This window comes from Bifidobacterium sp. M0399 (genome assembly GCF_016100595.1).
GTDB lineage: Bacteria > Actinomycetota > Actinomycetes > Actinomycetales > Bifidobacteriaceae > Bombiscardovia > Bombiscardovia polysaccharolytica.
Map to the genome: position 1 here is coordinate 271,896 of NZ_JACFSD010000001.1, position 13,833 is coordinate 285,728.

At 63.1% G+C, this 13,833-nt stretch carries 7 protein-coding genes; 4 read left to right on the forward strand and 3 right to left on the reverse strand.

Annotated features, from left to right (window positions below):
- The first annotated feature begins 19 nt into the window (after window positions 1-19).
- The gene (locus tag H3V09_RS00905; RefSeq protein WP_415873490.1) at window positions 20-3,343 is read left to right on the forward strand and encodes a glycoside hydrolase family 2 TIM barrel-domain containing protein; all 3,324 of its coding nucleotides are present in this window, start codon (window positions 20-22) and stop codon (window positions 3,341-3,343) included.
- Between the two features lie 19 nt (window positions 3,344-3,362).
- On the opposite strand, the gene H3V09_RS00910 is transcribed toward H3V09_RS00905, so the two are convergent.
- On the reverse strand, window positions 3,363-4,904 hold the full coding sequence (locus H3V09_RS00910; protein ID WP_198190638.1) for a xylulokinase: 1,542 nt from the start codon (window positions 4,902-4,904) through the stop codon (window positions 3,363-3,365).
- Window positions 4,905-5,096: 192 nt separating this feature from the next.
- Between H3V09_RS00910 and H3V09_RS00915 the strand changes: the two genes are divergently transcribed.
- Window positions 5,097-6,332: an ROK family protein gene (locus tag H3V09_RS00915; RefSeq protein WP_198190639.1), complete on the forward strand. Its 1,236-nt coding sequence runs from the start codon at window positions 5,097-5,099 to the stop codon at window positions 6,330-6,332.
- A 40-nt stretch (window positions 6,333-6,372) separates the two neighbouring features.
- Here the strand turns inward: H3V09_RS00915 and H3V09_RS00920 are convergent, their stop codons facing one another.
- Both H3V09_RS00920 and H3V09_RS00925 read right to left on the reverse strand, forming a co-directional pair.
- On the reverse strand, window positions 6,373-6,915 hold the full coding sequence (locus H3V09_RS00920) for an NUDIX hydrolase (protein ID WP_198190640.1): 543 nt from the start codon (window positions 6,913-6,915) through the stop codon (window positions 6,373-6,375).
- 3 nt (window positions 6,916-6,918) lie between these two features.
- A complete protein-coding gene (locus H3V09_RS00925) occupies window positions 6,919-8,520 on the reverse strand; it encodes an aminopeptidase P family protein (RefSeq protein ID WP_198190641.1) in 1,602 nt (533 codons plus the stop codon).
- 155 nt (window positions 8,521-8,675) lie between these two features.
- Between H3V09_RS00925 and H3V09_RS00930 the strand changes: the two genes are divergently transcribed.
- Both H3V09_RS00930 and smc read left to right on the forward strand, forming a co-directional pair.
- A complete protein-coding gene (locus H3V09_RS00930) occupies window positions 8,676-10,097 on the forward strand; it encodes a bifunctional folylpolyglutamate synthase/dihydrofolate synthase (protein WP_121913693.1) in 1,422 nt (473 codons plus the stop codon).
- Complete coding sequence (gene smc, locus H3V09_RS00935; RefSeq protein ID WP_198190642.1) at window positions 10,097-13,735, forward strand: chromosome segregation protein SMC; 3,639 nt, start codon at window positions 10,097-10,099, stop codon at window positions 13,733-13,735. The genes H3V09_RS00930 and smc overlap by 1 nt, the downstream gene beginning before the upstream one ends.
- The last annotated feature ends 98 nt before the right edge of the window (window positions 13,736-13,833 follow it).

The following is a 13,833-nucleotide window of genomic DNA, read 5'->3' on the forward strand; positions in this document are numbered from 1 at the left end:
ACCGGTATCATGGTCGCATGTGAGCGTAAACAGTCATACCTGTGAAACGTCTGCTGCCAAGGCCACCGAGGAGGATGGAGTCGTCATGTTCATACCACGTTATTACGAGGATCCAGCCACACTGCATGTGGGAACCGAGCCCAACCGTGTCTACTTCGTGCCGGCCAGCGCCTCCATGGACACGCGTGGGGACCTGCGAAGGCGCTCTGATCGGTACCTGGATCTGGATGGAGACTGGGACTTTCGCTATTACGCCAGCATCGACCAGCTGGACGCCGAGGTTCAGTCCGCCAACGAGGCCAAGGATCCGGTCTTTTTCGAAGCCGACTACAGCCCTTCTCGGGATGCGGGCCAAGGGGTATATCAGCCCATCCATGTGCCAGGAGTCTGGCAGACCCAGGGCTATGACAACCCCCAGTACACCAACGTGCGTTATCCGTTCCCATACGATCCGCCCAGGGTGCCTGCCGACAATCCCTGTGGCATCTACCTGCGCGCTTTCGACTACGAGCCTGATTCCTCGGCGCCCCAGGCCTTGCTCAATTTTGAGGGAGTGGACTCCTGCTTCTATCTCTGGGTCAATGGTGATCTGATTGGCTACAGCCAGGTCTCCCACGCCACCAGCGAGTTCGATGTGACCGACCACCTGCGGCCGGGCCGCAACCGGCTGGCTGTTCTGGTGCTCAAGTGGTGCGATGGCAGCTATCTGGAGGACCAGGACAAGTTCCGGATGAGTGGCATCTTCCGCGATGTCTACATCCTGCGTCGGCCCAAGGCACGTCTGCGTGACTGGTTCGTCCACACCGACCTGGATGAGGACATGAGTCATGCCAAGGTGACCCTGGACCTGGATCCGACCGGCGTGTCGGGCCGGAACGATGCTGCTATTGATGTCCAGGCCCTGCTGGCCGACCCCGATGGGGTGGAGGTGGCCCGGGCCGAGCTGACAGGTTGCAAGGAGCCTGCGCAATTTGCCCTGAAAGTCAGCCATCCTCGCCTCTGGAATGCTGAGGATCCTGAACTCTACCGGCTGACGCTGTCGGCTAGGTCCAGCGCATCTGACACCGGCGATTCTGCTGAGTCCATGCCGGGGGAGCATCCCGACGAGGTCATCACCGAGTACATCGGTCTTCGCACCATCAGTGTGGACGGCCAGGTGGTCAAGGTCAACGGCAGCCCCATCAAGATTCATGGGGTCAACCGCCATGACGGGGATCCACGCACCGGCTTTGCCATCAATCAGGAGCAGATCATGCGCGACCTGACTCTGATGAAAGAGCACAACGTCAACGCCATCCGCACCTCCCATTATCCCAACAGCCCCCAGTATTACGCCCTCTACGACCAGCTGGGCTTCTACCTGATCGCCGAGGCCGACCTGGAGACCCACGGCATCGAGACCCTCTACCATAGTCCGGACTGGAAGGAACCCGATTACTGGAATGGCCGCATCGCTGACGAGCCGCGCTTCACCAAGGCCATCGTCGATCGGGTCCAGCGCAGCGTAGAGCGGGACAAGAACCATCCTTCGATTCTGATCTGGTCCATGGGCAACGAAAGCGGATACGGCTGCGGCATCGAGGCGGCTCTGGCCTGGACCAAGTCTCGGGACCCCTCCCGTCTGACTCACTACGAGTCGGCCATCCACGGTTCACCCCGGAAGGATCTGGACTACAGCAATCTGGACATCACTTCAAGGATGTATCCCAGCATCAAGCAAATCAAGGATTACTTCACGCCGGAGGGTCCTCACGGCATCAGCAGCCACGGGGATGACGGGGACGGAGGCCGTCGGCCTTACTTCCTCTGTGAATACTGCCATGCCATGGGACTGGGCCCAGGGGATCTGGAGGACTACTTCCGGGTCATTCAGGCCTATCCAGGGCTTCTGGGCGGCTGCATCTGGGAGTGGGCCGACCATGCCATCGATCAGGGCAGGGACCGCAAGGACCGTCGGATCTATGCCTATGGTGGCGACCACGGTGAGTACCCCCATGATGACAACTTCTGCATGGACGGCTTGGTCTACCCCGACCGGCGGCCCCACACTGGCCTCAGGGAGTTCAAGAACGTTTTCCGCCCGGCCCGTCTGGTCGGCTACGATCCCCAGACCCGGCTGCTCACCCTGCACAACTATCTGGACTTCACCTTCTTGGATGAGTACCTGAGCCTGAAGTGGACCCTTCTGTGCGATGGGGAGCCGGTGGCCTCCGGAACGCCGGAGCTTGGTCGGGGGACCGGCCTGCACATCGCCCCCCATGCCGAGGGCACCGTGGGTCTGCCGACGATGGATCCGCCCGAGAAGGGCCGTCTGACCCTGCTGGTGGAGTACGCCCTGGCCAAGGCCGATCCAGTGCGTCCACAAGGGCATCTGCTCGGCTTCGATCAGCTTGAAGCTGCCGATATGGGAATGCCTGAACGTCCCAATGGCGTGGCCAGGGTCATCAGCTCCGATCCCGGCAGCGGAGCCCGGGGCGCCCACCGGCCGGTGGGCAGGCAGACTGATGCCCGCTTCGATGTGGAGGGGGCTGATTGGCGCTACATCTTCAACCGCCGTACCGGCATGGTGGAATCAATGAGCGTCGACAACCGTTCGCTCTTGACCGCCCCTATGGAGATCAACCTCTGGCGGGCGCCCACCGACAATGACGCCACCATCAAGCAGGAATGGCGCAAGGCCGAATACGACCGTGCTAGTACCAGGGCCCTATCCTGCCAGCTGCAGACTGATCAGGAACGGGGGTTGACCACAATTAAAGCTGAACTGTCCTTGGTGGCACCTTTCATTCAGCCCATGGGCAGCATCCTTGCCACCTGGACACTGAGCGACCAGGGTGGGCTGGATTTGAAGATGGAACTGCACCGGGATCCTGAGTTCCCCTATCTGCCCCGGTTCGGCCTGCGGCTCTTCCTGCCCAAGAGCCTGCAGCGGGTTACCTACTGCGGCTATGGGCCCTATGAAAGCTACCGGGACATGCACCGTGCCAGCCACTACGGCGTTTTCCGCGACACTGCGTCAGGCATGGTAGAGCACTACCTGCGTCCCCAGGAGAACGGCTCCCATTATGGCTGCGACTACGTCCTGGTGGAGGATGACCGTTCCCTGTTGCAGGCAGCGGGGGATGGGCCCATCAGCTTCAACTGTTCCCCCTACACCCAGGAGGAGCTGACCGCCAAGGGGCACGACCACGAGCTGGAGGAGTGCGGCTCAACCGTGCTCTGCCTGGACTATGCAACAAGCGGCGTAGGCTCCAACAGCTGCGGACCCGAGCTGGATCCCGCTTACCGCTTGGATGAAACCGATCTGGTCTTCGGACTGCACCTGCGGGTCCGTTCCAAGTAACCAAGGCTGGCGGGGCCTTTCAACCCCGCCAGCGCAGATACTGCTGGTAGACCTGCTCACAGGGGGCTCCCGTCAGCGTGGTGTCGATGTTCACCAACCAGACGGGGGGCTCCTCTTCTCCAGTCAGAGCCCAGGCCGCCTGGCGAGCCGCACCGATGGCCACATACTCGTCCGGCTGCGGCAACTGCACATCCATGCCTAGGATTCCTGGGGCATAGGCTCTGACTGCTGGAGACTTGGCGCCGCCGCCGACCAGGAGAATTCTGGAGACCGTGGTGCCCAGCCGTTTCAGCAGTTCCAGACAGTCGCGTTGGGAGCAGAGCAGTCCTTCCACGAATGCTCTGGCCAGGTTGGTGCGCGTGGTGTTGGCCAGGGTCAGCCCCTCCAGTCTGGCGTGGGCATCAGGGCGGTTGGGGGTGCGCTCGCCGTCGAAGTAGGGGATCAGAGTGATTCCTTCGGCCCCCGGCGAGGACTTCTTCGCCAGCTCGGCCAGACCGTCATAATCCGTCCCGAGAGCGGCCAGACCCGCGTCCAGGATGCGTGACGCGTTGATGGTGCAGGCCAGGGGCAGCCAGTGGCCGGTGGCATCCGCGAATCCGGTCACCGAGGCGCTCATGTCATAGGCGGGGACAGGGCTGACCGCTGCGGCGACACCCGAGGTTCCCAAGGAGATTGAGACGTCGCCCACCTGCATTGCCAGGCCCAGCGCCGTCATGGCGTTGTCGCCGCCGCCCGGTGCGATGATGCAGCCGCCTGGTACATCTCTGCCGGCGATGCGGGAGTCTGCCTTGGCTCCGACCTGGTTGGGGCCAAGGACCTTAGGCAGAATCACACGCTCGGCCATGCCCTCGGGCAGGGCCATGTCCAGCAGGTCACGCCGGTAGCAGTCAGCGGCAGGGTCGTAGTAGCCCGTGCCGGAGGCATCCGAGCGATCGGTGAAGAGATCCTCCAGCCCTGGTTCGGTCTCCGGGTCGGCTGCGGGGCCATGACCGGCGATGACCCAGCTCAGCCAATCGTGGGGGAGGCATATGGCCGCGATAGCCCTGGCATTATCCGGCTCCACTCTGCTGACCCAGGCCACTTTGGTGATGGTCAGCGAGGCAACGGGGGAGGAGCCTACAGCCCGCACCCAGGCTTGTTTGCCGCGCATGGCCAGGTCCTGATCCGAATTCGGGTCCTTGTTTGGCCCGTCGTTTTCCGTTTCGGTGCTTTCAGCTTCTCCGGTCTTGGACTTGGCTAGCCGGATGATGAGATCGTCGGCATCAGGAGCCGAACGCGTATCGTTCCAGAGCAGGGCATCCCTGATTACCTGCCCCTGACGGTCCAGCAATACCATACCGTGCTGCTGGCCTCCCACGCTGATGGCTGAGACATCGCTCAGACCTCCTGCCTGGGCTGAAGCCTCCTGAAAGGCCTTCCACCAGGCCATAGGATTGACGCTGGTGCCTGCCGGGTGTTGAGCCTTACCGAAGCGGACCAGCCGACCGGTCCGGGCCTCGGTGACCCTCACCTTGCAGGACTGGGTCGATGTGTCCACTCCCGCCACCAGGATCTCATTCATGTCAGCCTCCTTGCTTTCCAGGCTCCGGTCATTGGAGTACTCCATCATAGTATCTCAATTATTAAATCGATAAACTAAATGTCCTTGGTGTGGGCCTCTCAATTGCTGACCTGCCGTCAGAGTGGAACGTAAGATATTGAAGAGGCCTAGAATTTAGCGGGTCTGTGTTCGTTCATGAAAGGTTGTTGAACCGTGACTGCCCTGCGCTCTATCAATCAGGATGATCTGAGGAACCACAACCTCTCGGTCATCATCGACACCATTCTGCGGTCGCCTACCTCGCTCAGCAGGGCGGATCTGGCCAAGGCCACCGGGTTGACCAAGGCCACCATGTCGCTCCTGGCGGGGCTCCTGCTCAGGAATCGGGTGGTGCGCGAGCAGGAGCCTGAGACCTCGCAGAGCAACCACGGGCGACCCAGCACTCCGCTGTCCATCGCACACGGGCGCTGGGCCGGCCTGGGCTTGCAGATCAATACCGACGGCTACGGCTGTCTGGCCATGGATCTGGATGGGACCCTAATCGATTCGGTCTGGGTCAAGGACGATATGCACGAGGCGGAGCCCGATCAGGTCTTCACCAACTTGGAAAAGCTGGCCAAGCCCATCGAACGTAAGTTGTCACGTCGCCATTACCGTACAGTGGGTTCGGGCCTGGCCCTGCCCGGTCTGGTTGGTGGCGACACCACCCTGCTTATGGCCCGCAATCTGGGATGGGAACGTCTGGATTTGCAGGACTTCCCCCTGGTTCGCCGTCTGGCCCCCCGAGTGGGCAACGAGGCGCGTCTGGCAGCCCTCGCACAGATTCCCGGCTACGCTGCCCAGCGTCCCGCTGGCGGGCATGAGGGACCGCTTTCACCTACAGACTCTTTTATCTACATCTCAACTGACATAGGCATAGGCGGAGCTGTGGTGCGCCGCGGAGCCGTGGAGTCAGGGGATCACGGGTTCGCTGGCGAATTGGGACATGCCTCGGTGGATCTGAACGGGCCTACCTGCCGTTGCGGTCGCCGTGGGTGCCTGGAAACCTATGCCGGGCGCAGGGCTCTGGTTGAGGCAGCCGGCATCGCCACCGGAGCCGAGGCGGTCACGCCTCAGGCCATGGAGGAACTCTACCAGCGCTGGCAGCAGGGAGACGCCAAAGCCGTTGATGCCATTGACCGTGGGCTCGATGCCATGATCTCAGTCATCGCCTCTGCCATCAACATTGTGGATGTGGATACAGTCATCCTGGGGGGATTCTGGTCGCACTTCGGGGGAAATCTGGCCCAACGTCTGCAGGATCGTCTCAATCAGCTGACGCTAGGTCGGGATGCCGTGGACATCCGTGTGCTCATCCCCACCCAGGCCGATTACCCGGCCCTCAAGGGAGCAGCGCTGGTAGGTCTGCGCCGCTTCATCGACAATCCGCTGGATTTCTTTGAGGACTGAGTTGCCAAGGACTGAGCCGTCCAAGGGTTCAACGGCCGGCCTACGACTGGTCGGAACTGGCGGGCAGCTGTCTGCCACCGACCTTGAAGAGGGCATGGGCATCTCCGCCATGCAGGCGTTTCAGATAGGTTCGGGCCCGAGCCATGCGTTCCACTGTGGTCTGGGCCAGCGGGGCTGGGAGTTGGTCGGAGTCGAACCAGCCGACTGACAGGCTTTCCTCGTCACCGACATAGGGGTCGGCATTGCCGTTGGGGTCGGGCCGGCAGATGAATAGATGATCCATGTACATGGTCCGGTCACCGTTGGCATAGGTGACCACCTGCCGGGAGGATGTGACCGCCGCCAGGTCAGAGACGATCACATCCACCCCGGTTTCCTCCTTGACCTCGCGGACCACGGTGTCGGCCGGGTCCTCTCCGGGTTCGTTGATCCCGTAGACCAGGGCCCACTGGCCGGTATCAGAGCGCCGGCCCAGCAGGACGCGGCCCTGGCCGTCAGTGACGAAGGCTGTCACGCCGTTCAGCCAGAGCAGGTCATGACCTATGGACCTGCGCAGTCTGAGCACGAAGTCAGGAGTGGGCATGTATCAGTCCCGGTCCGGGTCGGCCAGAGCGGCCCGCTGCGCCATCCAGGCCTCCACCTCTTCGACGGTCTTAGGGATGCCTGCAGACATCCACTGGGGCCCTTCTTCGGTCATGAGCACGTCGTCCTCTACGCGCACGCCGATGCCACGGAACTCCGGAGGCACCAGCAGGTCGTTCTCCTTGAAGTAAAGTCCGGGCTCGATGGTGAAGATCATCCCAGGGGCGATGGGGGCACCCTGGTAGGACTCGTACCTGGCCTCCGCGCAGTCGTGCACGTCCAGGCCCAGGTGGTGTGCGCATCCGCAGGCGTGCCAGCGGCGGTGCTGCTGGCCTTGCGGGGAGAGCGACTCCTCCACACTGACCTTGAGGATGCCCCACTCGTGCAGCGTTTCGGCCAGCACCCGCATGATGGCATGGTGGATGTCCGAGTAGGTGGCGCCGGGCTTAGCGGCTTCGAAGCCGGCCTGCTGGGCCTTGAGCACGGTCTGGTAGATCCGCTTCTGCAGGGGGCTGAAGGTGCCGCTTACAGGGAAGGTGCGGGTGATGTCAGCCGTGTAGAGGCTGTTGACCTCCACGCCCGCATCGATCAGGAGCAGGTCGCCCTTCTGGACTGTCCCATCGTTGCGCATCCAGTGCAGGATCGGGGCGTGCTTGCCCGAGGCGATGATGGAACCGTAGCCCACGTCGTTGCCCTTCTCACGGGCGTTTGCGTTGAAGACACCCTCCAGCATCCGCTCGGAACGGGGCTTGCCTACCACTTGAGGCAGATGGGTCAGGATCCGGTCGAACCCGTCCTTGGTGGCCGCTATGGCCTTGCGCAGCTCGTTTACCTCATAGTCGTCCTTGATCATACGGGCCTCTGAGGTGAACTCTTCGAGCTTGTCGTCGGCTTCCTCATTGCGGTCCGGACCGCCGATGCCGTTGGCCTTGCGGGCGGCCTCCACCTGGTTCAGGACCTCCTGGTCTGCAGTACGGATCACACGCAGCTTGACCGCTCCCTGGTCCGGGCCCAGATCCTTGGCGATGGCATCAGGGAAGGAGGAAATGTCCTTGGTGGGGATGCCGGTCATGACGGCCAGCTCCCGCAGACCTGCCCGGGGACCCACCCAGTACTCTCCGTACTGAGCGGACCGATAGTAGTCGCGGGTGGACTGATCGGCCCGGGGGTGGACGAAGAGCTCAGGGGTATGGGTCAGGCCCTTGGCGGCCTCAGGACTGTCAGGGTCCACCGGGTCCAGGACCAGGATGGCTCCGGGTTCATAGTCCTCGCCCAGGCCCGTGTAGTAGGCGAAGGTGGTGTCTGGGCGGAAGGCGTAGTCGTTGTCGTTGTTTCGGGTCTTGTAGGAACCGGCGGGGATGACCAGGCGCTCACCGGGGAAACGCCGGCCCAGCTCACGCAGGCGGCGCTCGGTGTATTTGCTGGATTCCAATGGCTCGATCTGGGGCTCCTGGGCCTGCCAGCCGGTGGTCATGAACTTCTGGAAGGCGGGGGAGTTGGGTCGCAGGGTTCGGTTGTTCACCCGATCGTCCATGTTCTGCTCATCCAGGTCCACGTTCTTGGGATCGGTGTCTCCTTGTAGATGCTCCTGTGCGGATGCGGTCACGTCCGGCCTCCTTGAAATTTCGGTTCTTACTATGTTGGTTCCATGGTAGTGCGTTTGGCCGATGTGACAGTCGGCTGTTTCGGCCTTCAATCGGGGTCGGTCGCGCATAGAATAGGCGGGAAGCATCCACAGCCAGCAGGAGGCGCAGGCAGAATATGTCATTCGAACACCCCAATAGCAAGGGTCAGAATATTCGCGATGTCGAACGGGCCATCATGGCGCGTCCCGCTGAGCATGACAGCCCCAATCTGGACTTGGACAGGATGGGGATGATGCTGGACCTGCTGGGCCACCCTGAGCACAGCTTCCGGGTCATCCATGTCACCGGGACCAATGGCAAGGGATCCACCGCGCGGATGGCCGAGGCTCTGGTGAGGGCCTACGGTCTGCGCACCGGGCTCTATACATCGCCCCACCTGGAGCGGATCAATGAGCGGATCGCCATCGACGGCAAGGAGCTCTCAGACGAGGACTTCGTAGACCTTTACCAGCAGATCGAGGATTTCATCGCCATGGTGGACGACCGCTTCGCTCAGAAGGGCAGGGCTCCCATGAGCTTCTTCGAGGTTCTGACCGCCATGGCTGTCTGGGCCTTCGCTGATGCCCCTGTGGATGTGGCCATTGTCGAGGTGGGGATGGGCGGCCGCTGGGATGCCACCAACGTCCTCGATGGCGATGCCTCCATCATCGGGCCGGTGGACATGGACCACATGCAGTGGCTCGGAGATACGGTCGAGCAGATAGCGGGGGAGAAAGCCGGGATCATCAAGCCCAAGTCCACGGTCATCGTCGGCGCACAGCCTCATGAGGATGCCGTCATGCCCATCATCGAGCAGGCTGTGCGCGAGCAGGGTGCCCCCACCCTGCTGAGGGACGGCAACGAGCTGGAGGTGGTCTCCCGCATGCCCGCAGTGGGTGGTCAAGTGGCCACCTTGCGCACACCCCAGGGGCTCTACAAGGATGTGCCCATCGACAAGTTCGGGGAGCACCAGGCCCACAACGCCTTGGCGGCCCTGGCGGCAGCCGAGACGGTCATCCCCGTCAATGGGGCCCTGGATCAGGATCTGGTGGCCGAGGCCTTAAGCCAGGTACGCATTCCTGGACGGATCGAACAGGTGCGCACCTCGCCCACCATCATCATCGATGGCGGACACAACTTGAACGCAGCCCAGTCCCTGCGTGCGGCCATCGAGGAGAACTACGACTTCAAGCAGCTGGTGGGCGTGATCTCCATGATGGCCGACAAACAGGTGGAGGACTATCTGGGCATACTGGAGCCCGTGCTGGACAGCGTCGTGGTAACCGAGAACTCTTGGAAGGGCCGGGTCATGCCGGCTGAGGATTTGGAGCGGGTCGCCATACGGGTCTTCGGAACCGACAGGGTGGTCCGGCGCGACCGGATGCCCGATGCCATCCAGACGGCCGTCGACATGGTCGACAGCGAGGATCAGACCGGCGTGGGCTATGGCCGTGGGGTGCTGATCTGTGGCAGCTTCGTCACCGCCGGCGATGCCCGCACCCTGCTGGCCGAGCGTCCCAACCCCGATCTGGCCAAGCCTAAGGCGGAGCGCGCCTGATGTATCTCAAGGAGCTGACCCTCAAGGGCTTCAAGTCCTTCGCCTCGGCTACTACCCTGCGCTTCGAGCCGGGCATCACCGCTGTGGTGGGCCCCAACGGATCAGGCAAATCCAACATAGTCGACGCTTTGGCTTGGGTCATGGGCGAGCAGGGGGCCAAAAGCCTGCGCGGCGGATCCATGGAGGACGTCATCTTCGCAGGCACCTCCTCCAGGCCGCCGCTGGGCCGGGCGCAGGTCACCCTGACCATCGACAACACCGACCGGACCTTGGACATCGACTACACCGAGGTCACCATCAGCCGGACCATCTACCGCAACGGCGGGTCCGAATACGCCATCAACGGTTCCGACTGCCGCCTGCTTGACATCCAGGAGCTGCTCAGCGACACCGGGCTGGGCCAGCAGATGCACGTGATCGTCGGCCAGGGGCGGCTGGATGCCATCCTGCGGGCTGATCCCGCCGGCCATCGGGCTTTCATCGAGGAGGCGGCCGGCATCCTCAAGCACCGCAAGCGCAAGGAACGGGCCCTGCACAAGCTGGCCAACACCGAGGCCAACCTTTCCCGTCTGGATGATCTGATTGGCGAGATTCATCGGCAGTTGGGACCGCTGGGTCGCCAGGCCAAGGTCTCCCGCCGGGCAGACATGATCCAGGTCAGTCTGCGGGACGCCCAGGCCCGTATCCATGCCGATGATGCTCTGACTTCGCAGAAAAAGCTGGAGGATCTGCGCTCGCAGATGGTTGAGACCCGGCGGCGGCTGGCCAGAGGACAGGAGGACCTGACCAGGGTCAAGCTGCGCATCGAACAGCTGGAGGGGCTGGATAGGCAGTCCAGTCCGGCCCTGGATGCGGTCAACCAGCAGTGGAATGACCTGACCAAGCTCGGTGAGCGTGCCGGATCCCTGGCATCCCTGGCCAGGGAGCGCAGCCGTTCGCTGGAGGCGGGCATGGTGGCCGATCAGGGTCAGGATCCCGGGGTGCTCAGGCGGCGGGCCGACGAGCTCAAGGGCCAGGCCGACCAGGAGGAGGGCCAGGTCGGAGCCGACCGGATCGCCCTGGATGGCTGCGTTCAAGCCCGTGCGGATCTGGAGCGGCGGCTGGCCGCTCACCGGCAGACCATGACCGAGCTGCGGCAGGCTGCCAGGAAGCGACAGGCTCGGCTTGGTGATCTGGCGCAGCTGGTAGCCAAGGAGGAATCGGCTCTGGAACTTTCCAGGCAGCGTGAGCGCGACCTGACCCGCCAGCAGGGTCAGGTCAGGGAAGGCATGGAGCGTGCTAGAAACCGGGTGCGGGACCTGGATAATCAGGAGGAAAACCCTGAGCAGGACGGCAGACAGGCCCTGGATCAGGCGGGTCAGGTCAGGGACCAGGCCCGCAGCAGACTCAACGATCTTCAGGAGCGGGAACGTCGAATTCAGTCCGATGCCATCTCTGCTCAGGCCAAGGCTGATGCCTTGGCGGACACGCTGGACCATCGCGGCGCCGGCGAGGCCCTGTCCCAGGCCGGGGATCCGGCCCTGCTGGGCCTGCTGACCGACTTCGTCCGAGTACAGGACGGCTGGGAGGAGCCTCTGGCCCAGGCCCTGCATGACTATGCCTCGGCCCTGGTGGCCAAGGATGAGCAGACGGTCGACCAGATCCTGGAGCGGGCCCGTCAGGATCGCTTGGGACGCGCCGCGCTGATCTCGGCATCAGGCCCGATCAAGGGCGCAGGCGTAAGGCCTGGTGACGGCCCATGGCGGTCGGCCGCTGATCTGGTAACCCTGCGGGAACATCCTGCCGATCCTGACCGGGCCCAGGGGGTGCTGGATGCTGTCCGCAGTCTGCTGGCTGCTACAGCTGCCGTCGATGACGTTGATCAGGCCCATCATGCCCTGGAGGACGGGTGGCAACAGGCGCTGACTCGCCTAGGCGACCTCTACGACCGGGTAGGCGCCGTAGGCGGATCCGCTCCAGCTACCAGCGACTTGGCGCTGACCGCGCGTAGGGATAAGGCCCTGGCGCAGGTGGAGGCCCTCCAGGAGGAATCCAAAACACTGCAGCCTCAGATGGAAGCGGCACGTGCCGTCCTTGAGCAGGCAGAGCAGAAGCTTCAGGAGGCGCGCAACCAGTGCACTGAGGCCCGGGTCAAGGCCGAGCAGGCCGCCAGGGAGCTGGCGGCAGCCCGCAAGGAATCTGATCGAGCCCAGGCCGGAGTCAAGGATCTGGATGACCGGCTGGCCCAGGTGCGCGACCAGGTGCGCACCCACGAACTCAAACTGGAAGATCTCAAGGCCGGCCTGGCCCGTGCCCAGGAGGACGGGGAGTCTGACTCTGACGACTCGGAGGGCATGGAAGACCGGCAGCATGAATTGGAGATGGATCTGGACCAGGCCCGCACCGCCGAGATGGAAGCCAAGCTGACCTGGACCGAGAGCGATCGGCGGCATGCCTCCCTGCTGCGTCAGATCGATCTGCTGCGGGATCAGGCCGAGCAGGCCGAACGCCATCGTCAGCGAATAGGTGAGGAGAATCGTCGGCGCAAGGCTGGCATGGCTTCCCTGGGGCTGATCGCTCTCAGGGCAGACCTGCTGGCCCAGCTGATCAAGGAGAGGATGGAGCGTGCTGCCCGCCGCCGGGATCAGCTCAGGGCCAAGGCCTCGGCCCATGACAAGGAATTGACAGATCTGCGTGCCAGCAGGGACGCTCTGGAACCCAAGGTGGCCGGTCTGCGCCAGGATGAGCACGGTCTGGACCTGGAGCGGGAGCGTCTGGCAGGTGAAGATGGTCGTCTGCGTCAGCGCATCCAGGATGACCTGGGCATGGAGCCGGAGGAACTGATCCGCGAATACGGCCCAGATCATCCGGTTCCCGTCCTGGATGACGAAGGCAACCCGGTGCCCCTGGGCCAGGAGGGGATGGGCGAAGATGGGGATTCGCCAGCTTTCAAAACAGTGCCCTACCGGCGCGGTGAGCAGGAGAAACGTCTGGCCAAGGCCAAGCGGGACCTGGCGGCCCTGGGCAAGGTCAACCCGCTGGCCACCGAGGAATACGAGGCCTTGGAGTCGCGCAACCGCTACCTGCATGAGCAGCGTCAGGATGTGATAGGGTCCCGAGACGATTTGATGGCCTTGGTCAAGAATCTGGATTCGACCATGGTCACAGTCTTCAAGGAGGCCTTCGACGACACCGCCCAGGCTTTCGAGCGTATCTTCGCTACCCTCTTCCCAGGCGGGCGTGGGCGACTGCGGCTGGAGGATCCGGACGACCTGCTGACCACCGGCGTTCTGGTCGAGGCCAGCCCGGCCGGCAAGAAGGTCCGCAGGTTATCCCTGCTTTCGGGTGGAGAGCGGTCGCTGACAGCCTTGGCTCTGCTTTTGGCCATCTTCACGGCCCGGCCCAGCCCCTTCTATGTCATGGACGAGGTTGAGGCCGCCCTGGACGACGTGAACCTGACCAGGCTGCTCAAGGCCTTTGAACAGTTGCGGGAGCATGCCCAGCTGATCATCATCACCCACCAGCAACGGACCATGGGCATCGCTGACGCTCTCTATGGGGTCACCATGCGGGGGGACGGGGTGACGGCCGTCATCTCCCAGCGGCTGAAGGATCCGGATCGTTCAGGTCGCGAAGAGTCCGAACCCGATCAAGGTTGACCTGTGTCAGGACCGCCTGAGAGTCCACGATAGGCCGCTGCGGCATGGCGGGATCCTTCTCTGCCCTGTATGACCGGCTGGAATTCTTTGATTTATTT